The organism is Halomonas sp. GD1P12 (genome assembly GCF_025725645.1).
GTDB lineage: Bacteria > Pseudomonadota > Gammaproteobacteria > Pseudomonadales > Halomonadaceae > Vreelandella.
The window spans coordinates 1,839,636-1,862,223 of record NZ_CP107007.1; the positions used below are offsets into that span (position 1 = coordinate 1,839,636).

Consider the following 22,588-nt stretch of genomic DNA (forward strand, 5'->3'; position numbering starts at 1 on the left):
TATGTTCGCCTCTGATAGGCCGTTCAAGCGGCCTTCAAGCGCTTTCAACTCTCGCAGTGCCAATGCAGTGCAAAGGATCTGACTTTCATGGGTGACATCGCCAGAGAAATATTGCCCGTCAATATCGAAGACGAGCTAAAACAGTCGTACCTCGACTACGCGATGAGCGTCATCATCGGCCGCGCGCTACCCGACGTGCGCGACGGTTTGAAGCCGGTGCATCGCCGCGTGCTGTTCGCCATGCACGAGCTTAGCAACGACTGGAACAAACCGTACAAGAAGTCGGCGCGTGTGGTCGGCGATGTCATCGGTAAATACCACCCTCACGGCGACAGCGCGGTTTACGACACCATCGTTCGCATGGCGCAGCACTTCTCGATGCGCCATGTGCTGGTCGACGGCCAGGGTAACTTCGGCTCGATCGACGGCGACAACGCCGCTGCCATGCGTTACACCGAGGTGCGCATGGCGCGCTTGGCCCACGAATTGCTGGCGGATCTGGAAAAGGATACCGTCGACTGGGTCGATAACTACGACGGCACCGAGCGAATCCCCGAGGTACTGCCGACGCGCGTACCCAATCTACTGATCAACGGCTCCTCGGGTATCGCCGTGGGTATGGCGACCAACATCCCGCCGCATAACATGCGCGAAGTGATCGACGGCTGTCTGGCGCTGATCGACGACTACACGCTGACCATCGATGATCTGATGCAGTACATCCCGGGGCCGGATTTCCCCACTGCGGGCATCATCAACGGCCGCGCGGGGATTCTGGACGCCTACCGCACCGGACGTGGGCGCATTTACGTGCGCGCGCTGCACACCATCGAGCACGATGACAAGAGCGGCCGCGATCACATCATCATCACCGAGCTGCCCTATCAGGTGAACAAGGCGCGGCTGATCGAGAAGATCGCCGAGCTGGTGAAAGAGAAGCGCATCGAAGGCATCGCCGAGCTTCGCGACGAGTCCGACAAGGAAGGGCTTCGCGTGGTCATCGAGATCAAGCGCGGCGAATCCGGCGAGGTGGTGGTCAACAACCTCTTCGCCCAGACTCAGCTTCAAAACGTCTTCGGCATCAACATGGTGGCACTGGAGAACGGCCAGCCGCGCACGCTGAATCTGAAGGAGATGCTCGAGGCGTTCATTCGCCACCGCCGCGAAGTCGTCACACGGCGCACGCTGTTCGAGCTCAAGAAGGCGCGCGAGCGTGGCCATATTCTCGAAGGCCTGACCGTTGCGATCTCCAACATCGATGAGGTGATCGAGCTCATCAAGGCCTCGCCCAACGCCGCCGAGGCGAAGGAGAAGCTGCTCGAACAGGTGTGGCAGCCAGGCCAGGTCACGGCGATGCTCGAACGCGCCGGGGCGACCTCCTGCAAGCCCGAGGATCTCGACGAAGGCTTTGGCCTCAATACGCTGGCCACGGAGTATCGGCTATCGCCGGCTCAGGCCCAGGCGATTCTGGAGCTGCGCCTGCACCGTTTGACCGGGCTTGAAACCGAAAAACTTCTCGACGAGTACCTGGCGATTCTTCAGCGCATTGCCGAGCTGACCGAGATTCTGGCCTCGCCGGATCGTTTGATGGAAGTCATCCGTGAAGAGCTTCACGCGGTGCGCGACCAGTTCGGCGACGACCGCCGTACCGAGATCCAGGCAAGCCACCTCGACCTCTCCATGGAGGACTTGATCGCCGAAGAGGACATGGTCGTCACCGTGTCGCGCTCCGGCTATGCCAAGACCCAGCCGCTGTCCGACTACCAGGCCCAGCGCCGTGGTGGTCGCGGCAAGTCCGCGACCTCGATGAAGGACGAGGACGTCATCGAGCATCTGCTGGTCGCCTCGACCCACGACACCGTGCTCTTGTTTTCCAACCGCGGCAAGGTGTACTGGCTCAAGGTGTACGAAATGCCCAACGCCAGCCGTGGCTCACGCGGCAAGCCGCTGGTCAACATGCTGCCGCTCGACGAAGGCGAGGCGATCAACGCGATTTTGCCGGTGCGCGACTACGACCCGGAGCACTACATCTTCTTCGCCACCGCCAAGGGCACCGTCAAGCGCACGAGCCTCGAGCAGTTCTCGCGACCACGCTCGGTGGGCCTGATCGCCATCGATCTCGAAGAGGACGACCGCCTGGTGGGCGCGGCGATCACGTCGGGCACCGATCACGCCATGCTACTCTCGTCCAACGGCAAGGCGATCCGCTTCGAAGAGGGTAACGTGCGCGCCATGGGCCGCACCGCCCGCGGCGTTCGCGGCATGCGCCTGCTCGACGACGCGGAAGTGATCAGCCTGATCATTCCCAAGAGCCAGCAGATCGACCAGGAAAACGACGGCGACGATGAATCGGCGGCACCCGAAGCGGCCGCCGAGACGCCGATCGAAGAGGGGCAGATCTACATTCTGACTGCCAGCGAGAAAGGCTACGGCAAGCGTACGCGTCTTCAGGAGTTCCCGCTCAGGGGCCGCGGCGGTCAGGGCGTGATCGCAATGCAGACCAGCGAGCGCAACGGCGCGCTGGTGGCGGCCATGCAGGTGTATGACGCCGACGAAATGATGCTGATCACCGACCGCGGCACGCTGGTGCGCACGCGGGTCGAGGAGGTCTCCACCACCTCGCGCAACACCCAGGGCGTGATGCTGATTCGCTTGGGCAAGGAAGAACAGCTCGTTAAAACCGTGCGCGTCGATGAGCCTGAGGAGGTGCTGGTCGACGAAGCGGAGGCGCTCGAGGCTGACGCCAGCACCGCCGAGAACGCCGGCGACAATCAGGGTGAGCAAGAGCAAGGTAGCGCCGATGACACGTCACTATAACTTCTGCGCAGGGCCTGCGGCCCTGCCTACCGCCGTTCTGGAGCGCGCTCAGCGTGAGATGCTCGATTACCAGGGGCGCGGCCTCTCGGTGATGGAAATGAGCCATCGAAGCGACGAGTTCATCGCAATCGCCAGGCAGGCGGAAGCGGATCTTCGCGAGCTGATGGCCATTCCCGATAACTACCGGGTGCTGTTCCTGCAGGGTGGGGCGAGCATGCAGTTCGCCATGCTCCCCATGAACCTGCTCGGGCGAGGCGGCAGCGCCAACTTCATTCAGACCGGTATCTGGGGCAAGAAGGCGCTCACCGAGGCCAAACGGTTAGGGTTCGATTGCCACGTAGCGGGTGAGAGCGAATCCAACGGCCATACCGAAGTGCCGCCGCTTTCAAGCCTCTCAATAAGCGACGACGCCGCTTATCTGCACTATACCGCCAATGAAACCATCGGCGGGCTCGAGTTCGACTATGTCCCAACGATTGCGCGCGCCGACGGCGTTGACGTGCCGCTCGTGTGCGACATGTCCTCCAGCATTTTGTCCGGGCCGACCAACGTGGCCGACTTCGGCATCATCTACGCCGGCGCCCAGAAGAACATCGGCCCGGCGGGGCTGACGCTGGTCATCGTGCGCGAGGATCTCGCCGGTCACGCCGTGGCGAAGACGCCGACGCTGTTCGACTATCAGGCGCTGGCCGAGGCCGAGTCGATGGTCAACACGCCGCCGACCTACGCTTGGTATCTGTCGGGGCTGGTGTTCGACTGGCTCAAGAACGACATGGGCGGTTTAAACGCCATGGATGCGCTGAACCAGCGCAAGGCCGACAAGCTCTACCGCGCCATCGATGAAAGCGGCTTTTATTCCAACCCGATCGCCAAACATAACCGTTCGCGCATGAACGTGCCGTTCGTACTGGCCGATAGCGCCCTGGACAAGGCGTTTTTGAGCGAGGCGGAGGCGGCGGGGCTTTTGAACTTGAAGGGCCACCGCAGTGTCGGCGGCATGCGCGCAAGTCTTTATAACGCCGTGCCCGAAGCCGCGGTGGACGCGCTGATCGCCTTCATGCACGATTTCGAACAACGAAAAGGCTAACCCCATGTCAGATACGCCAATCAATTTGGGTGAACTTCGCCAGCGCATCGACCAGCTCGACGAGGATATCGTGCGTCTTATCAGCGAGCGCGCCCGCTGCGCTCAGCAGGTCGCCCGCGTGAAGCTTGCCGACGATGAGAACGCGGTATTTTACCGGCCCGAGCGCGAAGCCCAGGTGCTGCGCCGGATCATGTCGCTCAACGAAGGGCCGCTGGACGACGAAGAGATGGCGCGGCTGTTTCGTGAAATCATGTCGGCGTGTCTGGCGCTGGAGAAGCCCATCAAGGTGGCGTATCTCGGACCAGAAGGCACCTTTACCCAGCAGGCGGCGCTCAAGCATTTTGGCGACAGCGCCGTGAGTCTGCCGATGGCGGCCATCGATGAAGTCTTTCGCGAGGTCGAGGCGGGCGCCGTCAACTATGGAGTCGTGCCGGTCGAGAACTCCACCGAAGGCGTGGTCAACCACACCCTGGATACCTTCATCGATTCGTCGATCAAGATCTGCGGCGAAGTCGTCCTGCGTATTCATCACCACCTGCTGGTCAGCGAGAACACTCGCCGCGACAAGGTCACGCGAATTTATTCGCATCCGCAATCCTTTGGCCAGTGCCGCAAATGGCTCGACGCCCACTTCCCCCACGCCGAACGGGTGCCGGTGGCCTCCAATGCCGAGGCGGCGAAGCTGGTCAAGACCGAGTGGCACAGCGCGGCGATCGCCGGCGACATGGCGGCCAAACTCTACGGGCTGACCCATATTGCAGAAAAGATAGAGGACCGGCCGGATAACTCTACCCGCTTTTTGATCATCGGCAGCGAAGGCGTACCGAGCTGCGGTGAAGACAAAACCTCGGTCGTGGTGGCCATGCGCAACCAGCCCGGCGCGCTTCACGATCTGCTCGAGCCGTTTCACCGTCACGGCATCGATCTTACCCGCATCGAAACACGCCCCTCGCGCACCGGCGCCTGGAACTATGTGTTCTTCATTGACTTCAAGGGCCACACCGACGAGCCCGAAGTGGCGTCGGTACTCGAAGAGGTCAGCCGCGGCGCGCTCGAGCTGCGCGTACTGGGTTCCTACCCCCAGGGTGTCATGTGACAAAGCGGCTCTCTTCGATGAGCGTTGCAGGCGTGTGTCATGAGCCGCGAATTCTCATCGTCGGGCTTGGCCTGATGGGCGGCTCGCTCGCCGCTGCGCTCAAGAGCAGGGGCTTCGAAGGCGAGATTCTGGCCTGCGACCCGGACGAAGGCGAGATCGCGCTCGGCGTCGAAATGGGGCTGATCGACAGCGGGGGCCGTGAGCTCGAAGCGCTGCTGGATGGCGTTTCGCTGGTGGTGCTGGCGGTGCCGGTGCTGGCGATGGAGCCGGTGCTGGAACGTCTCAAGGCGGGGCTCGACCGTGCGGCGGCCAGCGTCGTCGTGACCGATGTCGGCAGCACCAAGGGCGTGATTCGTGACTGCGTCGAGCGCGTGTTCGGTGAGCTTCCCACCAATGTCGTGCTGGGGCATCCGATCGCCGGCTCGGAGAAAAGCGGCGTGGCCGCTGCCAACCCGGCGCTCTACACCGACCACAAGGTGATTTTGACGCCAGAGCCCGACACCGATCCCGTGGCGCTGGGCCGAGTGTACGCGCTTTGGCAAGCCTGCGGCGCCGAGGTGCTGGAGATGAGCGTCGAGCGCCACGATCAGGTGCTGGCGCGCACCAGCCACCTGCCGCACCTGCTGGCGTTCTCGCTGGTGGATACGCTGGCACGTCAGGACCAGCGCCTCGATATCTTTCGCTACGCCGCTGGCGGTTTTCGCGATTTCACGCGGATCGCCGGCAGCGACCCGGTCATGTGGCGCGACATCTTCATTGCCAACCGCGAGGCGGTGCTGGCGTCGCTCGACGACTTCGAGGCGGGCCTGAAAACGCTTAGAACGTCCATCGAGCGCGGCGATAGCGACGCGTTGATCGCCACCTTCGATCGAGCCAGCCATGCGCGGCGCTACTTTGGAACCTTACTCAGTCAAACAAGCTATCAGGCGGAATACCATATGCACTCTCATGCGCGCGTTACCTACCGTGTCAAGCCCGGCGGCCAGGCCCAGGGGCGCCTGCGGGTGCCCGGCGACAAATCGATGTCGCACCGCTCCATCATGCTGGGGGCGCTTGCCGAAGGCGTAACCGAGGTCAAGGGCTTTCTCGAAGGCGAGGACAGTCTGGCCACGCTTCAGGCGTTTCGCGAAATGGGGGTGGCCATCGAAGGCCCGCACCAGGGGCGTGTGATCATTCACGGCGTGGGCCTGCACGGGCTCAAGGCGCCGGCGGGGCCCCTGTACGTCGGTAACTCCGGCACTGCCATGCGCCTGTTTGCCGGGCTTTTGGCCGGGCAGGATTTTGATAGCGAACTCACCGGCGACGAATCGCTGACCAAGCGCCCGATGGGGCGCGTGGCGGACCCGTTGAGAGCGATGGGGGCCACCGTCGAGACCGCCGACGGCGGGCGCCCGCCGCTCGTCATCAAGGGCGGCGCGGCCCTCAAGGGGATCCATTACGATATGCCGATGGCCAGCGCCCAGGTGAAGTCATGCCTGCTGCTCGCCGGGCTTTACGCCAAAGGCGAAACCCGCGTGCGCGAACCCGCGCCGACCCGCGATCATACCGAGCGCATGCTCAATGGCTTTGGCTACCCGGTTCACCGCGAAGGCGATACGTGCTGGCTGGAAGGCGGCCACGGCCTGACCGCCGGGACCATTGACGTGCCCTCGGATATCTCTTCGGCGACCTTCTTTTTGGTGGCCGCAGCGATCACCCCGGGGTCGGATATTACCCTCGAGCACGTGGGCATGAATCCGACGCGCATCGGCGTGATCAATATTCTAACGCTGATGGGGGCGAATCTTGCGTTCGAGAACGAGCGCGAGGTAGGCGGCGAGCCGGTGGCGGATATTCGTATTCGCTACGCGCCGCTGACGGGCATCGATATTCCGGTCGAGCAGGTGCCGCTGGCCATCGACGAATTTCCGGCGCTGTTCATTGCCGCCGCCAACGCCCAGGGCACTACGCGCCTGCGCGGGGCGGAAGAGCTTCGCGTCAAGGAGTCGGACCGGCTGCAGGCCATGGCCGACGGTCTTGCGATTCTGGGTATCGAGCACACGATGCTCAATGACGGTATCGATATCGTGGGCGCTCAGCAGGATGATTCACCGGCGCCCAACTACACCGGTGGCAACGTCGATAGTCTGGGCGATCACCGTATTGCCATGGCCTTTGCGGTGGCGGCGCTGCGCGCCTCCAGCGAAATCACGATCGACGACTGCGCCAATGTGGCGACCTCCTTCCCGGGCTTTCTAGGGCTTCTCGAGCGTATCGGCATGAGTGCCGAGGAGGTGCGCCAGTGAATGTCGAGGTTCCCGTTCTCACCATCGACGGCCCCGGGGGCGCCGGCAAGGGCACCATTAGCGGCTTGATCGCCGAACGCCTGGGCTGGCATCTGCTCGATAGCGGCGCGCTTTACCGGCTGACCGCCCAGGCGGCGCTCAAGCACGGCGTGGCGCTGGACGACGAAGGCGGCCTCGAACGCTTGGCGATGTCGTTGGACGTCGCGTTTCCAGTAGAAGAGGGCACGCCGCGTACGCTACTGGAAGGCGAAGACGTCACGCTGGCCATTCGCACCGAGCAGGCCGGCGAGCGCGCCTCCCAGGTGGCATCGCTTCCCGGCGTTCGCCAGGGGCTTTTGGAGCGCCAGCGCAACTTTTGCCAGACGCCCGGGCTTGTGGCGGATGGGCGCGATATGGGTACGGTCGTTTTCCCCGATGCGCCGGTCAAGGTATTTTTGACCGCCAGTGCCGAGGAACGGGCGCGAAGACGCTTCAGGCAGTTGCAGGACGCCGGCGTGGATGCTAGTCTTTCGAGTCTTTTGAAGGAGATTCAGGCACGCGATGCACGCGACACGCAGCGCAGTGTGGCTCCGCTCAAGCCGGCATCCGATGCCGTAACGCTTGACACCACGCGCCTGAGTATACCGGAAGTGGTTGATCGTCTAACGCAGTTGCTGGCCCAAAAAGGGCTTGCAAGCGCAGACTGATTCTCCCTTGCGGCGTTTTTGGGAAGGTGTCACGACATGGCAGGGCGGCAAGTCATATGATCGTTCATATCCGAGAGCCCGGTCAGGTCCAACCAGCGCTAACACCCCTGAAAGCTGAGTTACATAGGCCCGTACTCGCTGGTGGTACGGAGAAGGCATTACGCCTCAACAACGTTGATCACGTAGGAAAACCATGAGCGAAAGCTTTGCTGAACTGTTTGAACAGTCTCTTAACGACATCAACATGGAGCCGGGCGCCATCGTCGCGGCCCAGGTTGTCGACATCGACGGTGACTGGGTTACCGTTAATGCTGGTCTGAAATCCGAAGGCCAAATTCCCGCGGCACAGTTCCGCGACGACAACGGTGAACTCACTATCGCCATCGGCGATGACGTTCACGTTGCACTGGAAGCCGTCGAAGACGGTTTCGGCGAAACGCGCCTGTCGCGTGAAAAAGCCAAGCGTGCTGAAGCCTGGAAGATTCTGGAAGCGGCCTTCGAGAAAGACGAAATCATCAAGGGCGTGATCAACGGTAAAGTTAAAGGCGGCTTCACTGTCGACGTTGACTCCATCCGTGCCTTCCTGCCGGGTTCACTGGTCGACGTTCGTCCGGTTCGCGATACTGCGCACCTGGAAAACAAGGAACTCGACTTCAAGGTCATCAAACTCGACCCGAAGCGTAACAACGTCGTTGTATCGCGTCGCGCCGTCCTCGAAGCTGAAAACAGCGCCGAGCGTGAAGCTTTGCTTGCCACGCTTCAGGAAGGCCAGCAGATCAAGGGTATCGTCAAGAACCTGACCGATTACGGCGCCTTCGTCGACCTCGGCGGCGTCGACGGCCTGCTGCACATCACCGACATGGCCTGGAAGCGCATCAAGCATCCGTCCGAAATCGTCGCCGTGGGCGATGAGATCAACGTCAAGGTGCTGAAATTCGACCGCGAGCGTAACCGCGTATCGCTGGGTCTCAAGCAACTGGGCGAAGATCCGTGGGTCAACATCAAGGCGCGTTACCCGGAAGGCACCAAGGTGCACGCCGTGGTGACCAACTTGACCGACTACGGCTGCTTTGCAGAGCTCGAAGAAGGTGTCGAAGGTCTGGTTCACGTCTCTGAAATGGACTGGACCAACAAGAACATCCATCCGTCCAAGGTCGTTCAAGTGGGCGACGATGTCGACGTCATGGTTCTGGACATCGACGAAGAGCGTCGTCGTATTTCCCTGGGTATCAAGCAGTGCACCGCTAACCCGTGGGAAACCTTCAACGCCGAGTACAACAAGGGCGACCGCGTTTCTGGCACCATCAAGTCGATCACCGATTTCGGTATCTTCATTGGTCTGGAAGGCGGCATCGACGGTCTGGTTCATCTGTCCGACATCTCCTGGACAGAGACTGGCGAAGAAGCGGTTCGTAACTTCAAGAAAGGCGATGAAGCCGAAGCCGTTATCCTGTCGATCGACCCGGAGCGCGAGCGCATCTCCCTGGGTATCAAGCAAATGGATTCCGATCCGGTGGCTGAATACCTCTCGGTCAACGACAAGGGCAGCATCGTGACTGGCCGCGTTGTCGAAGTCGATGCAAAAGAAGCGCACGTTGAGCTGGCAACCGATGTTGTTGCTATCCTCAAGGCGTCTGAAATCAGCGCTGACCGTGTCGAAGACGCGCGTAACGTGCTGAACGAAGGCGACAGCGTTGAAGCGCGTATCGTGAACGTCGATCGCAAGAGCCGTCAGATCAATCTGTCGATCAAAGCGAAAGAGCAGGACGATACTCGTCAGAACATGAAGAAACTGCGCGAGCAGGACTCCGAAACCGGCGGTGGCGGTGCTACCACGATCGGTGATCTGATCAAGCAGCAGATGGGTCAGGACTAATCGTTCCGGCTCTATCTCAAAAAACGCCACCTTCGGGTGGCGTTTTTTTTTGCTGAGTTGAATCTTTTCCATGATGCACTCTTTACGACCACCAGTTGTTAAGTTTCAAGCGTAGATATAAAAAAACGATTAGTATTCGTCCTTGAATGGACTAGACTATTGTCAATTAGTGAAATTGAAGTAATAATGTCGCCGCCTCGCGATAAGTAGACGGCTTTAAAAGACGTTTTGCTTTTCCAGCCATAGTTTATCAAGGAAGCCCCATGTCATTGCTGAATGAATACATGCAAAAAGAGCAGCAGTTAAAGCAGCTGCAGGAAGACCTTCAACGTCTGGAAGGCGATCAGCGACTTAAAAGTGAGCTGGAGTTTAAATCCAAACTCGAAGCGTTAATGAACGAGTTCGGTAAAAAACCGGCCGATGTCATTGCCATGCTTGACCCGTCAAGCGACCAGCGAGGCAGCAGTGCTGCTTCCAAGGCTTCTGCTACCCCCAGCAATCGCCGTAAGCGCCGTTTGAAAGTGTACAAGAATCCGCACACTGGTGAAGTCATCGAAACCCGTGGCGGCAATCATAAAGGCCTGCGCAGCTGGAAAGACGAGTACGGTGATGAAACCGTAGAATCCTGGCTCGAGCAGCAGGATAGCTAAAACATGACCGGCGCCCTCGTTGAGGGCGCCGGTTTTTTGTTTCTCGGGGTGGTAGCAGTGTTCATGAGCGGTAAACGTGTCTGGTAGTGTGTTAGGCATTCCTGCCGGCAACTCTGCCTTGTTTTAAGACACTGCGATATTCGAAGCCTTGCCTACGGAACTCAATCCGGAAAATGGCATCAAATTTTGACTTCATGGTTCAAGCGCTCACCGTTAGGGTGATTCGATTAATGTCGTTCTTCCAGACTCGGATATATGCGCTATAGTAGTAGGCGCTCGTATTCGATGGGCAGGAAGGCGTCCCAGACCCGGGCATCTTTCGTAGTATTTGTCGACGAGTATTAACGAGCAACCTCCCGCCAAGATGAAGCGGCTATCTTCTGGCTTTTTTCACTGACGCTTTACGTGGATACAGAGCAGGACATGCTCTCACCGCGGTTTGAATATTTGTAGCTTTTGTCGTTTCAAGGCACCTGATTCAGGTTGACGCTGACGAGTTTTGCACACATGAAAATAGTGCCGTTAAAGTCAGCAATTAGTGCCAATAAAGAACGCTCTCTTTTCTTAAGTAAGGTGTGAATTCAAGTTCAATGAAATATCAAAAGGCTCATAAACAAGTGGATGAACGCGATAAACTGCGCAAGTTTCGCGAGCTCGACGACGCCTTCGCCGAAGCCTTGCGACAGCTTGAAAGTCCAGGCAATCGTTTTGATATCCCCACCGGCCCTCCCGTGCGCTCGCTCAAGGATCTGGAAGAGGAAGAGCATCAGACGCGCTTACAAGAGCGTGAGCGCCAATTCGAGGAGCGCTTGAAAGCGCTGTGCATCGAGTCAGGCTACCGCGATAAAAAAGCCCTGGCATTGATTGAAAGTCTGCTGGAATGCGGTCTTTGGTCCAGAGAAGATACGCCTGCGATCAGCGAACCTACCGTGGCAGCGCTCAGCGGTAGCGATAGATCCGAAGGCTAGGCAGAAACGGCTCGCTCTCGAGCTTTTCATCACGACGCTTGGCGCGAGTACGCTCGGTGGGCGCCTGGCTATTAGGCGCCTTGATATGCGGCAAACGTGCCTCGACGTTTGGAACGATCAGCGGCATGGCAATATTATGCGCTCTTCGCGTGTGGCCATCTTCCAGCGGTTCGATAAAAAACAGATTGGCGCGCATGAGAGGGGCCTGGGCCTGCACCTGAGCCAGCGTTTCACTACTGGGGATCCCCGCGAGTTTTTGCAGCTGAATCCGAATATGAGGTGCGTCGGTATCGAGCTGCAAAAGCTTTTTTTCAGCATCCCGGACGCTGAGTTTTTTGATCGAGCGCCCGCTGGTATACCAGGCAAGCCGAACCCTGGCCACCGGCGCCGGCGCGATCGGTACATGGCGCCAGCACTGCTTTAAATGAAGGCGCGCCATACCACTTTTACGCAGCATGTCGTCCACATGGAGGTGGCGTGCAGGCAGTCTACTCTTGGCCTCAGATAGCGCGTGAGAAGAGAGCGCCTTGATACGCCCAATCAGTTCGCCAATAGCATCTTTTTTCCGATTGACCTCTTCGACCGCTAGAATTAGCGGTTCATCCGCCGCCACGACGGCGATGTAATTACGCGTTTCACGCCCGTCCTGACCTTCAACGTGCCACATATCCATCAGTGCCTGACGAAACCAGTGGGGTCCCTCGACGTTTGTTTCGAGTCGCCAGCTAAGCGGCGGCTGAGCCTCGAAAAGCGACGCTGCGTGGTCGATCGCCGCCATTAACTCATCGAAGCGCGCATCGAGCTCGAAGAAAAGATGATAGGCAGCAGGCGCCGGGCTAGTCATGGAAGAGCGCAGCCTCGGCGTAGAGCGCCGTATCGGCAAAGCCCCTCATGAGAGCGGCGCATCCTTGTCGGCTTGGGCGAGCAGCGTTTCGATATCCGCTTCGTCCATGGCCGATTCGCCGCCGATACGATGCGACTCGTCCGCCCAGGCGCCCAAATCCAGAAGTTGGCAGCGCTTACTGCAAAACGGTCGATAGGCGCTTTCCGGCGCCCAAGCCACTTTGGTAGCGCACTGAGGGCAGTCGACTTCGAACGGGGAATCGTTGGCAGGGGACATAAAACTCCTGGGTAAAAAACGCTTTCGCGGTATCGGATTGAACTTCCTGTTGGAATATTTACGAACGCTTTGGTTCCTGCGGTGAGTTCGTCTCGCTCATGTGGCGATAGCGCTCGTCAAGCGCCGCCACCTGGGCCTTGAGTCGCTCCGGGTCGCCATCGTTGTCCAGCACATCGTCGGCGCGCACCAAACGCTCTTCGCGCGAAAGCTGAGCGGCCAGTATGGCCTCGATTTGTGCGGCGCTAACGCCATCCCGTCGCAGGGTTCGCTCGCGCTGGGTATCCATACTAACATCGACGACCAGCGTTCGCGCGACCAGCGCCGCCTGGCCGGATTCGAACAGCAGCGGCGAGACGAGCAGCACGTAAGGGGAGTGGCGCTTCAGCACCTGCAAGCGTTCGACAATGCGTTGGCGGATGCGCGGATGGGTAACCGACTCGAGCCACGCGCGCTCAGAAGGCTCGTTGAAGATACGCTCGCGAAGCGCGGCGCGATCGAGGCTGCCATCCGTTTTTAATAGGTGCCGGCCGAAATGATCGGCGATTTCTGAAAGCGCCGGCTCATCAGGCTCGACGATCTCTCGGGCAACGTCGTCGGCATCCACGTAGCCGATGCCAAGCGCTTCGAACGCTTTTGCCACCGTCGATTTGCCCGAGCCGATACCGCCCGTCAATCCAATGATCATATTATCGCGCCATTTACTTGAGTACGGATCAATAGCTTAGCGCGGCGTAGAGCGCGAACAGCTCATCACCGACCAAAAGACACACCCACCCGGCGAGCGCTAGAAACGGGCCAAAGGGAAGAGGCTTGCCGCGCAGAGTGGGCGAGAGCAGTTGGGCGAGCCCACCGACCACTGCGCCAAGCCCCGCTGAGAGCACTAGCAAAAGCGGCAAGAATGGCCAGCCAAGCCAGGCGCCCAGCGCCGCCAGCAATTTGAAGTCGCCATAGCCCATGCCTTCCTTACCGGTAACCAGCTTGAAGAGCCAGTAGAAACTCCAGAGCGCTAGATAGCCCGCGATCGCCCCGATGACTGCCTGCGTGAGCATAAACGGCTGAAATAGAAGCTGATAAACCAACCCTAGCCATAGCAGCGGCAGGGTCAACGTATCCGGCAGTAAAAAGGTGCGAAAGTCGATCACGGCCAGCGCCAGCAGCGTCAAACAGGCCGCATATACCAACAGCGCTTGAGACTCAAAGCCATGAAGCGCGGCGACGGCCACCGCCAGGAGTCCACCGGCGAGCTCGACGAGCGGGTATTGCCCACTGATGCGCGTCTGGCAATGGGCGCAGCGGCCGCGGCGCTTGAGCCAGCCCAGAAGTGGCAGGTTGTCGTGCCAGGCGATGGGTGCTTCACAGCGCGGACACATCGAGGCGGGCACGGCGAGGTTGAAGCGCGGTGCGTGATCAACAGGAATTTCGAGGGCTTGCTGCGCCTCCTCACGCCAGCGTCGCATCAGCATGACGGGTAAACGCGTGATGACAACGTTCAAAAAGCTGCCAAAACAGAGGCCAGTGACGAAAACGAGCGGGTACAGAATGGCTGGCGATACGCCCATGGTGCTCCGAAGCGTGGTTGAATGGCGGTGTGTAGTTGAATGACCCTACGCGATTAAAGCGCGGTTCCTATTTCGAAAATGGGCAGATACATGGAGACGACGACGCCGCCGACCAGAAGCCCCAATACCACGATTATAACCGGTTCCATCAGCGAGGTGAGGGTATCGACCTTGTTTTCGACCTCCTCTTCGTAATAGTCGGCCACTCGATTGAGCATGGCATCCAGGGAACCGGCTTCTTCACCGATGTTCACCATCTGAACCGCCAGGGCGGGAAAGCGGTTGGTCAGGCGCATGGCAAAGTGAAGCTGCTGGCCGGTGGTCACATCCTGGCGTACTTCATTGATCGCCTTCATGTAAACGCGATTGTCCGCCGCGCCGGAGGCAGTTTCGAGGCCTTCGATCAGCGGCACGCCGGAACTGAACGTGGTCGCCAGCGTGCGCGTAAAGCGCGATACCGCGGATTTATGCAAAATGTCGCCCAGCACCGGCAGGCGCAACAGAAACTGATCGATCTTGTACGCTACCTTGTCCGAGCGCCGCGCCGCCGCCTTGAGCAGCAGTATGGCGCCAACGATCAGCGCCAGTGTGGGCAGCCAAAATACCTGAGCGAGTTCGGAAAACTGAACGGTGAGCTGGGTCAGCATCGGAAGCTCCGCGCCGAAGCCCTGAAACATGCTTTCGAATTCCGGCACGACGACGACCAGCAGAATCATGGTCACGGCAAGGCCGATGGTGAGTACTGCAGCCGGATACCAGAGCGCCTTTTTCACCCGGCTTTTGAGCGAGGCGACTTTCTCCTTGTAAATCGCGATACGCTCGAGCATCTGATCCAGCGCGCCGGCCTGCTCCCCGGCATTGACCAGGTTCACGAACAGCCGGTCGAACTGTTTGGGGTGGCGCGCCATGGCTTGGGAAAGGCTATCGCCGGAGGAGACATCACGCATGATCTGCTGGGTGAGATCGACCATGGCGGGCTTTTTCATGCTTTCGGAAATCGCCTGAAGCGCTTGGAGAATCGGAATGCCGGCGCGCATCATCGTGGCCATCTGGCGCGCGAACAGCATGATATCGACGCTGGCTACCTTGCCTCGGCCGCTAAAGCTGCTGCGCTTTTGAATCTTGAGAACGGTGATGCGCTGCTTGGCGAGCTGGTCGACGATTTCCTCCCGGCTGCGGCCGATCAGCTCGCCTTTCATGAGTCGATCCTTCGGCCCCTTGCCCTGCCATTTCCAGCGGTGCAGGGGGGCAAGCTTCGTCCGCGCTTTTGCTTTGGCCATCACCGGGGCTACTCCTTGCTGATACGGTTGACTTCTTCAAGGCTCGTGCTGCCATCGAGCACGCGCGCAAGACAGCTTTGGTAAAGGCTCGGATGGCCCTCCTTGCGCGCCAGCTCGTCGATTTCGAGCGCGTTGCCGTCACGCATGATCAGGTTGCGCATGGCATCGCTGATCGGCAGCACTTCATAAATACCGACCCGGCCCTTGTACCCCTGAGTGCACTGTTTACAGCCAACCGCTTTATAGATCGTCACGTTGGTCAGCTGCTCCTTGCGAAAGCCGGCTTTTAAAAGCGCTTCCTGAGGAATGTCCGCCGGCGCTTTGCAGCTCGGGCAAAGCCGGCGCGCAAGGCGCTGAGCAATAATCAGCGTGACTGAACTTGCGATGTTATAAGAGGCCACCCCCATATTGGCCAGGCGCGTCAGGGTTTGCGCCGCCGAATTGGTGTGAACCGTGGAGAGCACCATGTGGCCGGTTTGCGCCGCCTTGACGGCGATCTCGGCGGTTTCGAGGTCGCGAATCTCGCCGACCATGACCACGTCCGGATCTTGGCGCAAAAACGCCCTTAGAGCGCTGGCAAAGTTGAGCCCTATTTTGGGCAGCACGTTGACCTGGTTGATGCCGGACACCTTGATCTCGACCGGATCCTCAGCGGTACAAATATTGCGCTCGATCTCATTGAGCATGTTGATGCCGGTATAAAGCGTCACGGTCTTGCCGCTACCGGTTGGCCCGGTGACCAGAATCATGCCCTGGGGGCGCTTGAGCGCGTATTCGTACTCGCGCTGCTGTGTGGGGCTAAAGCCCAGTTGCTCGATGCCAAGTCGCACCGAGGAGGGGTCGAGTATCCGCAGCACCAGCTTTTCGCCATACACGGTGGGCAGGGAGTTGACGCGAAAGTCGATCGAGCGGGTGCGCGAGAGCTGAAGCTTGATCGCGCCGTCCTGGGGCAGGCGACGCTCGGAGATATCGAGTCGCGACATGATCTTCAGGCGTGCGGCGATCCGGTCGCGCATCGAAAAGGGCGGTTTAGCGACCTCGATGAGCATGCCGTCGATACGAAAGCGAACCCGGTACTGGGATTCGAACGGCTCGAAGTGAATATCCGACGCCCCGCGGCCGATGGCGTCCAGCAGCACCTTATTGACGAACTTCACGACCGGTGCGTCATCCTTGTTCGTCACCGAGGACTCGAGCGTAACCTCTTCCTCCTCTTCCTGCTGCACGACATTGAGCTCGCCCACGGCGTCGTCCACGCCTTCCAACTCATCCAGCAGGCTACGCTCGTTTTGCGAGACGTACTGCGCCAGGTTATTGCGTATCTGCTCGACCGGCGCCAGCACGCCCTCGACACTCAGGCTGGTCGCAAACTGCAGCTCGTCGAGCCGTGTGAGCGTGGCCGGGTAGGGGACTGCCACGGTCAGCCGGTGGCCGTGGCGTGCCAGCGGCAAAACGTTCAGCTTTTCGAGAATCTTGACCGGATAGTCGCTGGCCGGAGGAAGCGCGCTGATCTTGATCGCCTCCAGATCCACTACCGGCAAACCGTACTCCCAGGCCGCCGCGAGCGCTGCATCGACCGAGCCTACCAGCCCGCTTTGTACTACGTGCTCCAAAAACGAGACTTCGAGCTCGGCAGACGTCGTATCGGCGACTTCGGCCTGGCCCTGGGTCATCACCTCATGAGCGACGAGCCGTTTCGCGATACCGCTAAGCGCGCGTGAAGCCAAGGGCTGATCGAAGGCGGATGAGGACATAGGGGCTCGCAGCGCAGGAGGTGCATGGGGAAAGCAGCTGACATCTGACGCTGCCACCTAAAAGCACTATACTGCACGAATGTGTTTGGTCAAAACGTCTGAATAGCGCTCAAAAAAGGCTTATAAAGCTAGTTGTCAGCTTGCAGGGGCTGAGCTAATGTGACAAGCCAAGCGGCTAAGCTATTTTAGCTCCATAACGCACAACGCAAGGGACTCAACGTATGCAAACCCCCACAACTACTCAGCTACGCCGGTACTACCAAAGCGGTTTTACCCTGATCGAGCTTTTGATCGTGATCGCGATCATCGGGATTTTGGCGGCGATTGCGGTGCCGCAGTATGGTAATTATTTGGATCGTTCTGAGCGTAGTGCTTGTATTGCGGAGTTGAACTCATTTAGATCTTTAGCGGTTGCCTCTTCTGCAACAGGAGAAGATTTGGATGAAAATGTTTTAGACTTTGAAGCCTGTAGCTTGGATGCAGAAGGAACAACTGTAAACTTCGAGGGATTAGTGGAGTTGTTCGTAGCTCAAGGAACCGGCTCTGGAGTTGAGGCTGATGGCCCTGAAACAATAATCACACAAAACCGAACTCAGCCCGTTTATGTTTATTCTAATGGTCGTATCTCTCAAACCAACGATTAAAATTTTATTTAATTATGGCGTTTAAAAAAAGCCGCTGACAAGCGGCTTTTTTTATACTTTAAAAAAATCTCGTAAGTTTTAATATAATTGAATGCCGTGTCTTAAGAGATTAACCACCCGCTCGTTAAATAACTCTCGTCAACTAAATCACCACTCTATCATAGCCGTGATTGATGATCGACGATGAAACGCTTTATGAGAAGCATGGCGATTTTAGAGCCAAGTGTAGCGTTTAAGCCTCTGCTTCAAGTATAGAGTCGAATAGCCAGCAGTTCGTTAATGCGACCATTTACCTTTTAAAATGCCATTTATTTGAGGCCTAATCGGCGTAATTAGGCGATGTTTTATTCAATGGAATTAGCATGCTTGATCTGAGGGCAGATTGCACTTAAGTACACATTGTTCTTGATTTTATACTAAGCTACAACCTCCATTCTTAATGAGTTTAGGTATGAACATTTCTGCTTTGAGCATCTTGGTGGCCACTTCCTTGACGTGGCACACCGTTGCACTAGCCCAACCCGCCCACGCGCCAGCCCATAGCGCGCGAGGCAATTCGCAAGGTCACCACCAGGATCACCATCAACGCGGCAATTCACACCGCGGCCATGACGAGTCGCACTCCTACAGCGACCTGCCGCGTTTCAACGACCAGGATATTCTGCGCATCCTTCGCCAGTACGATGTTCGCGCTGACTCCTCCCTGCCGCCGGGTATGCAGAATCGTTTGGAGCAGGGTAAACCCTTGCCGCCCGGGATCGCCAAACGCTTCGACGATTCCGTTTATCGTGAGCTTCCGCAGTATTCCGGCTATGAGTGGCGCCGCGTGGGGGCCGATGTGGTGCTGATCGAAGCGGCTACCCAAGTGGTCGTCGATATCATCACCAACGCGCTGATTCGTTAATGTCATGACACCGCCATGAGGACTCCTTACCATAAAGCGTTTAGCACAACGGTAAGGGAGTCAGCATGGCGGTTACTTTGGAAGCACGTTTAGCCGAAGCGGTGCGCATTGCCGAAGAGGCAGGGCGCATGATCGTTAAAGCGCGAGAAGAGCAGTGCTTCGATCAGCGCTTGAAGGAAGGTATCGAACTGGTCACCGATGTGGACGTGGCGGTCGATACCTTTATCAGTCAGCAGCTCGACAAACACTTCCCTGGCGAGCTGCAGTTGAGCGAAGAACTGAGCCCGGAGCAGGGCCTCGGTACGAAAGCGCCGCTGTGGGTGGTAGATCCCATCGACGGCACGGTCAACTTTGCCCAGGGGCTTCGCCACGTGGCGGTCTCGATCGCTTGGCTTGAAGAGGGTGTAGGCAAGGTCGGCGTCGTACACGCGCCATTTCTCGATGAAACCTTCACTGCTTTCAAAGGCGGCGGCGCGTTCTGCAATGGCCAGCCGATCAAGCCTAGTAGCGCTACCGAGCTTCCCGCCACGCTGGTAGGCACCGGCTTTCCCTATGACCGCGCCGCACGCAAGGCGCTGATGCCACGTTTGGAAACGATTCTGACCCACTGCCAGGATATCCGCCGCAATGGCGCGGCCGCACTCGATATTTGCGACATCGCCTGCGGGCGCTTGGACGCGTATGTCGAAACGGTATCGCCCTGGGATTTCGCCGCGGGCTGGGTGATTGCCCGGGAAGCGGGGGCGACGGTGGGCCGGCTGGTCGAGGTGCCTGAAGGTGTCTCAATCGATCTTTACCCAAAAGAGCTTCTGATCACCGCGCCCGGTGTTTTCCAATCGATGAAGTCGCTTTTACTCGATGCAATTTGAAAGCCTTGGCCAAGCATTTGATAAGAAAGCGTAAAAAGGCCTTTTCATTTGAAGCGCAAAACGCTAGTATACGCACCGTCCTGAGGCGTTAAGCCAATGGGCATCGGAGTGTGGCGCAGCTTGGTAGCGCGTTGCAATGGGGTTGCAAAGGTCGCAGGTTCGAATCCTGTCACTCCGACCAATACTAAAAACCGCCGCTTTGGTTTATCCCGAGCGGCGGTTTTTTTATGGCTGGTCAGTAGCGGTCATTGAGCTCGTTTGGTCGGCCCTGCTGGCCACCAGGGCGCGCGTTTTGAGGGCGCTGAGCTTGATTGGGAGTGTTTCCGCGATGCTTGTCCCAGGCGTTTTTTACCTTCTGGCGATTGGCGGGCTTTCGCAGCCAGTTGAACACCGCCAGCATGATCCACTTTCTCATACAGCCTCCTTGATAAAGTAAGAGGGCATTGGTTGTCTAGCGTGCAGCGTTCGAGCTATAACGCCGCTCGATTGGAGCGGCAATGCAAGGCACTTACTCCTGCTGGGCGCGGTGGTCGGCGAGTGCGGTGGTTACGGCTTCTTCCCACTGGCCCGCGTTGATACCCCAATGCTCCATTTCAGCTTCGTCCGGCGCGCCTTCGGCCGCCTTTTCGAGCTCTTCCGGGGAGTGGGCTTCGAAGCAGTGTTTGGCGAACGCCTTGGTCGGGCCTTCCTGAAGCTGGTTGATCATTTCCATGTGAGTATCCTTTCCTTGGGAGTACATAAAGCGCGATGTCGCGTGTACTCAGTATAGTGTTTCGTTCGGCATTTGCGTCAAACGTTGTACGCCGCGTTCAAAGAAACACGTCGGTGATGATTTTTACCGCAATGGATGCCAGCAGCAGCACGATGAGATTGTCGAACCACACGTAGGGCAATCGCTTGCCGAGTGCGGCGCCAAGCGGCATGCCCAGTGCAATGACGCCAAAGGCAGCCGCGCTGTAAAGCGTAAGCTCCACGTTTAAAAGCCCCGCAGCCAGCAGCGCGGGAATCTGCGCGACGGTGATCGCGCAGAAAAAAACCGAGATCGAGCCGATAAATACGCGCCGTTCGAGCTGCATGGCGTTCAAGAACGTGATCGAGGCGGGTGCCGACATGCCCGCCGCGCCCTGAAGTACGCCGCCGACCAGACCCACCGGTAAAACGAGCCGCTGCGCCCAGGCCATCGAAAGCGCCATTTTGCGCCGCAGCAGTTTGATTATCAGATAAAGCACGATCGCCCCCGCGACGCCAAGCGACAGGGTATCGTGAGACAGCGCGACGAGCCCCCAGGTGCCGACTACGATGCCAGCACACCCGGCGATCGAGAAGGTGGCCAGAAAGCGCCAGGGCAGCAGATGTCGGCGGTACTGCCACACCTGAAGCGCGTTGCTGCAAAGGTTGGAGACCACCAGTAGCGCAATCGCCACCCGCACGTTGTAGAGCATGGTGAAGATCGGCACCACGATCACCGGCACGCCGGAGCCGATCGCTCCCTTGACGACGCCGGCGGCAAGTAGGGTCAAAAACGCAACGATCACGCCTTCATCTCTGGATGAGTCGGTAAAAGCTCACTTCTTGAGCACGTAGCAGGGCGTATAGGGCTGGCCGTCGAGCTTCATGCGCCCCTGGGCGACGAAGGAGCTCAAGAGCTCGTCCAGGCGCGTCATCAGTTCCGGCTCGGCGGAGAGCTCGAAGGGCCCATACGCCTTGATCGCGCGAATGCCCGGCTCTTTTACGTTGCCGGCGACGATACCGGAAAACGCCCGGCGCAGGTTGGCGGCAAGCTCGTGAGTCGGCTGATGGCGGTGAAGCGCGAGGCTTTTCATCGCTTCGTGGGTCGGCTCGAAGGTCGCCTGGAACTCACGGGCGATGTTGAGGCGCCAGTTGTAGTAGAACGCGTCCTGGTGCTCGCGGCGAAAGTGCGTAACCGTGTCGATGCCTTCGCGCATGCGCCGTGCGACCGCCACCGCATCGCCGGTGATGATGGTGTAGTAGCGGCGAATCTCCTCACCCAGGGTGTAGACCAGAAACTCGTCGATCTTCTCGAAGTAGGCAGCGGAATCCGCGGGGCCGGTAAAGATGAGGGGGAAGGGCATGGTGGCGTTGTTGGGGTGGAGCAAAATGCCGAGGAGGTACAAAATCTCCTCAGCGGTACCCACCCCGCCGGGGAACACGATGATGCCATGGCCCAGGCGCACGAAGGCCTCGAGGCGTTTTTCGATGTCCGGCATCACCACCAGCTCGTTGACGATCGGGTTCGGCGCTTCGGCGGCGATGATGCCCGGCTCGGAAATCCCGAGATAGCGCCCGCCCTTGCGCCGCTGCTTGGCGTGGGCCACGTTGGCGCCTTTCATCGGGCCCTTCATGGCGCCCGGGCCGCAGCCGGTGCAGATGTCCATTTCGCGCAGGCCCAGCTGATAGCCCACGTCCTTGGAGTAGTCGTACTCCTGGCGTGAGATCGAGTGGCCGCCCCAGCACACCACCAGGCTCGGGTCGAGGCCGGGCTTTAACGTGCCCGCCTTGCGCAGAATATGAAACACCGCGTTGGTCGTACCTTCACCGGTGGTCAGATCGAAGCGATTGTGCTGCTGGATCTCGTTATAGACGTAAACGATATCGCGAAGAATCGACGAGAGATGCTCGCGAATACCGCGAATCATGTGGCCGTCGACGAAGGCTTCCGCCGGGGCGTTGGTCAGTTTCAAGCGAATACCACGATCCTGCTGGAGCACCTCGATGTCGAAATCCTTGTAGGCTTCGAGAATCGCGAGGCTATCATCGGAGGGGTTGCCGCAGTTGAGCACCGCCAGCGCGCAGCGGCGCAAAAGGTCGTGCAGACCGGTTTGCGAGGTGCTCTGCAGCCGGTTGACCTCCTGCTGCGAGAGTACTTCGAGGCTGCCCTCCGGCGAGATGATGCTGGAAATGGTCGGGCGAGGTGACAGAACTTCATTCATGCGTGAGACGGTCTCTATGTAATTGATCGCGGTTGATTTCCA

At 58.9% G+C, this 22,588-nt stretch carries 21 protein-coding genes and 1 tRNA gene; 12 read left to right on the top strand and 10 right to left on the bottom strand.

Features of this window, described 5'->3' with window-relative positions:
- Positions 1-87: 87 nt before the first annotated feature.
- From gyrA to OCT39_RS08605, 8 genes are all read left to right on the top strand, one after another.
- Positions 88-2,817: a DNA gyrase subunit A gene (gyrA, locus tag OCT39_RS08570; RefSeq protein ID WP_263587228.1), complete on the top strand. Its 2,730-nt coding sequence runs from the start codon at positions 88-90 to the stop codon at positions 2,815-2,817.
- Positions 2,801-3,904 carry a 3-phosphoserine/phosphohydroxythreonine transaminase gene (serC, locus tag OCT39_RS08575; protein ID WP_263587229.1) on the top strand — a complete coding sequence of 368 codons (1,104 nt, stop codon included), beginning with the start codon at positions 2,801-2,803 and terminating at the stop codon, positions 3,902-3,904. The genes gyrA and serC overlap by 17 nt, the downstream gene beginning before the upstream one ends.
- Positions 3,905-3,908: 4 nt before the next feature.
- On the top strand, positions 3,909-5,000 hold the full coding sequence (gene pheA, locus OCT39_RS08580) for a prephenate dehydratase (protein ID WP_263587230.1): 1,092 nt from the start codon (positions 3,909-3,911) through the stop codon (positions 4,998-5,000).
- A 17-nt stretch (positions 5,001-5,017) separates the two neighbouring features.
- On the top strand, positions 5,018-7,285 hold the full coding sequence (locus OCT39_RS08585) for a bifunctional prephenate dehydrogenase/3-phosphoshikimate 1-carboxyvinyltransferase (protein WP_263587231.1): 2,268 nt from the start codon (positions 5,018-5,020) through the stop codon (positions 7,283-7,285).
- Entirely contained in the window at positions 7,282-7,971 is a 690-nt protein-coding gene (cmk, locus tag OCT39_RS08590; protein ID WP_263587232.1) for a (d)CMP kinase, read from the top strand. The genes OCT39_RS08585 and cmk overlap by 4 nt, the downstream gene beginning before the upstream one ends.
- Positions 7,972-8,164: 193 nt before the next feature.
- A complete protein-coding gene (gene rpsA, locus OCT39_RS08595; protein WP_252108694.1) occupies positions 8,165-9,847 on the top strand; it encodes a 30S ribosomal protein S1 in 1,683 nt (560 codons plus the stop codon).
- Between the two features lie 263 nt (positions 9,848-10,110).
- The gene (locus tag OCT39_RS08600; RefSeq protein WP_263587233.1) at positions 10,111-10,497 is read left to right on the top strand and encodes a histone-like nucleoid-structuring protein, MvaT/MvaU family; all 387 of its coding nucleotides are present in this window, start codon (positions 10,111-10,113) and stop codon (positions 10,495-10,497) included.
- Between the two features lie 617 nt (positions 10,498-11,114).
- Positions 11,115-11,465 carry a hypothetical protein gene (locus OCT39_RS08605; protein ID WP_311960807.1) on the top strand — a complete coding sequence of 117 codons (351 nt, stop codon included), beginning with the start codon at positions 11,115-11,117 and terminating at the stop codon, positions 11,463-11,465.
- Here OCT39_RS08605 and OCT39_RS08610 read toward each other — a convergent pair.
- The 6 genes from OCT39_RS08610 to pilB are packed head-to-tail and all read right to left on the bottom strand — an operon-like array spanning position 11,437 to position 17,178.
- Positions 11,437-12,309, bottom strand: a complete 873-nt coding sequence (locus OCT39_RS08610) for a DNA replication terminus site-binding protein (RefSeq protein ID WP_263587235.1) — start codon at positions 12,307-12,309, stop codon at positions 11,437-11,439. The genes OCT39_RS08605 and OCT39_RS08610 overlap by 29 nt on opposite strands.
- Before the next feature lie 45 nt (positions 12,310-12,354).
- Positions 12,355-12,585, bottom strand: a complete 231-nt coding sequence (gene yacG / locus OCT39_RS08615) for a DNA gyrase inhibitor YacG (RefSeq protein WP_263587236.1) — start codon at positions 12,583-12,585, stop codon at positions 12,355-12,357.
- A 58-nt stretch (positions 12,586-12,643) separates the two neighbouring features.
- The gene (gene coaE / locus OCT39_RS08620) at positions 12,644-13,270 is read right to left on the bottom strand and encodes a dephospho-CoA kinase (protein WP_263587237.1); all 627 of its coding nucleotides are present in this window, start codon (positions 13,268-13,270) and stop codon (positions 12,644-12,646) included.
- 28 nt (positions 13,271-13,298) lie between these two features.
- Positions 13,299-14,144 (bottom strand): prepilin peptidase, encoded by an 846-nt coding sequence (locus OCT39_RS08625; RefSeq protein WP_263587238.1) that lies wholly within the window; start codon positions 14,142-14,144, stop codon positions 13,299-13,301.
- Between the two features lie 53 nt (positions 14,145-14,197).
- The gene (locus tag OCT39_RS08630) at positions 14,198-15,424 is read right to left on the bottom strand and encodes a type II secretion system F family protein (RefSeq protein ID WP_263587239.1); all 1,227 of its coding nucleotides are present in this window, start codon (positions 15,422-15,424) and stop codon (positions 14,198-14,200) included.
- A gap of 8 nt (positions 15,425-15,432) precedes the next feature.
- Entirely contained in the window at positions 15,433-17,178 is a 1,746-nt protein-coding gene (gene pilB / locus OCT39_RS08635; RefSeq protein WP_263587240.1) for a type IV-A pilus assembly ATPase PilB, read from the bottom strand.
- A 221-nt stretch (positions 17,179-17,399) separates the two neighbouring features.
- Here pilB and OCT39_RS17415 point away from each other — a divergent pair, with 221 nt between their 5' ends.
- From OCT39_RS17415 to OCT39_RS08655, 4 genes are all read left to right on the top strand, one after another.
- Positions 17,400-17,822: a prepilin-type N-terminal cleavage/methylation domain-containing protein gene (locus OCT39_RS17415; protein WP_318152982.1), complete on the top strand. Its 423-nt coding sequence runs from the start codon at positions 17,400-17,402 to the stop codon at positions 17,820-17,822.
- 451 nt (positions 17,823-18,273) lie between these two features.
- Complete coding sequence (locus tag OCT39_RS08645) at positions 18,274-18,726, top strand: anti-virulence regulator CigR family protein (RefSeq protein ID WP_263587241.1); 453 nt, start codon at positions 18,274-18,276, stop codon at positions 18,724-18,726.
- 65 nt (positions 18,727-18,791) lie between these two features.
- Positions 18,792-19,595: an inositol monophosphatase family protein gene (locus OCT39_RS08650; RefSeq protein ID WP_263587242.1), complete on the top strand. Its 804-nt coding sequence runs from the start codon at positions 18,792-18,794 to the stop codon at positions 19,593-19,595.
- A 104-nt stretch (positions 19,596-19,699) separates the two neighbouring features.
- A tRNA-Pro gene (locus OCT39_RS08655) sits at positions 19,700-19,776 on the top strand.
- A gap of 54 nt (positions 19,777-19,830) precedes the next feature.
- Here OCT39_RS08655 and OCT39_RS08660 read toward each other — a convergent pair.
- From OCT39_RS08660 to ppnN, 4 genes are all read right to left on the bottom strand, one after another.
- Positions 19,831-20,010 (bottom strand): hypothetical protein, encoded by a 180-nt coding sequence (locus OCT39_RS08660; protein ID WP_263587243.1) that lies wholly within the window; start codon positions 20,008-20,010, stop codon positions 19,831-19,833.
- 93 nt (positions 20,011-20,103) lie between these two features.
- Entirely contained in the window at positions 20,104-20,307 is a 204-nt protein-coding gene (locus tag OCT39_RS08665) for a hypothetical protein (RefSeq protein WP_263587244.1), read from the bottom strand.
- Positions 20,308-20,404: 97 nt separating this feature from the next.
- On the bottom strand, positions 20,405-21,130 hold the full coding sequence (locus OCT39_RS08670) for a sulfite exporter TauE/SafE family protein (RefSeq protein ID WP_263587245.1): 726 nt from the start codon (positions 21,128-21,130) through the stop codon (positions 20,405-20,407).
- Positions 21,131-21,160: 30 nt separating this feature from the next.
- Entirely contained in the window at positions 21,161-22,546 is a 1,386-nt protein-coding gene (gene ppnN, locus OCT39_RS08675; protein WP_311960797.1) for a nucleotide 5'-monophosphate nucleosidase PpnN, read from the bottom strand.
- Between the last annotated feature and the right edge of the window lie 42 nt (positions 22,547-22,588).

Coding starts and splice junctions, on each gene's coding strand:
- gyrA (WP_263587228.1), top strand. CDS start 88: ATGGGTGACATCGCCAGAGAAATATTGCCCGTCAATATCGAAGACGAG.
- serC (WP_263587229.1), top strand. CDS start 2,801: ATGACACGTCACTATAACTTCTGCGCAGGGCCTGCGGCCCTGCCTACC.
- pheA (WP_263587230.1), top strand. CDS start 3,909: ATGTCAGATACGCCAATCAATTTGGGTGAACTTCGCCAGCGCATCGAC.
- OCT39_RS08585 (WP_263587231.1), top strand. CDS start 5,018: ATGAGCGTTGCAGGCGTGTGTCATGAGCCGCGAATTCTCATCGTCGGG.
- rpsA (WP_252108694.1), top strand. CDS start 8,165: ATGAGCGAAAGCTTTGCTGAACTGTTTGAACAGTCTCTTAACGACATC.
- OCT39_RS08600 (WP_263587233.1), top strand. CDS start 10,111: ATGTCATTGCTGAATGAATACATGCAAAAAGAGCAGCAGTTAAAGCAG.
- OCT39_RS08610 (WP_263587235.1), bottom strand. CDS start 12,309: ATGACTAGCCCGGCGCCTGCTGCCTATCATCTTTTCTTCGAGCTCGAT.
- yacG (WP_263587236.1), bottom strand. CDS start 12,585: ATGTCCCCTGCCAACGATTCCCCGTTCGAAGTCGACTGCCCTCAGTGC.
- coaE (WP_263587237.1), bottom strand. CDS start 13,270: ATGATCATTGGATTGACGGGCGGTATCGGCTCGGGCAAATCGACGGTG.
- OCT39_RS08625 (WP_263587238.1), bottom strand. CDS start 14,144: ATGGGCGTATCGCCAGCCATTCTGTACCCGCTCGTTTTCGTCACTGGC.
- OCT39_RS08630 (WP_263587239.1), bottom strand. CDS start 15,424: ATGGCCAAAGCAAAAGCGCGGACGAAGCTTGCCCCCCTGCACCGCTGG.
- pilB (WP_263587240.1), bottom strand. CDS start 17,178: ATGTCCTCATCCGCCTTCGATCAGCCCTTGGCTTCACGCGCGCTTAGC.
- OCT39_RS17415 (WP_318152982.1), top strand. CDS start 17,400: ATGCAAACCCCCACAACTACTCAGCTACGCCGGTACTACCAAAGCGGT.
- OCT39_RS08645 (WP_263587241.1), top strand. CDS start 18,274: ATGAACATTTCTGCTTTGAGCATCTTGGTGGCCACTTCCTTGACGTGG.
- OCT39_RS08650 (WP_263587242.1), top strand. CDS start 18,792: ATGGCGGTTACTTTGGAAGCACGTTTAGCCGAAGCGGTGCGCATTGCC.
- OCT39_RS08660 (WP_263587243.1), bottom strand. CDS start 20,010: ATGAGAAAGTGGATCATGCTGGCGGTGTTCAACTGGCTGCGAAAGCCC.
- OCT39_RS08665 (WP_263587244.1), bottom strand. CDS start 20,307: ATGGAAATGATCAACCAGCTTCAGGAAGGCCCGACCAAGGCGTTCGCC.
- ppnN (WP_311960797.1), bottom strand. CDS start 22,546: ATGAATGAAGTTCTGTCACCTCGCCCGACCATTTCCAGCATCATCTCG.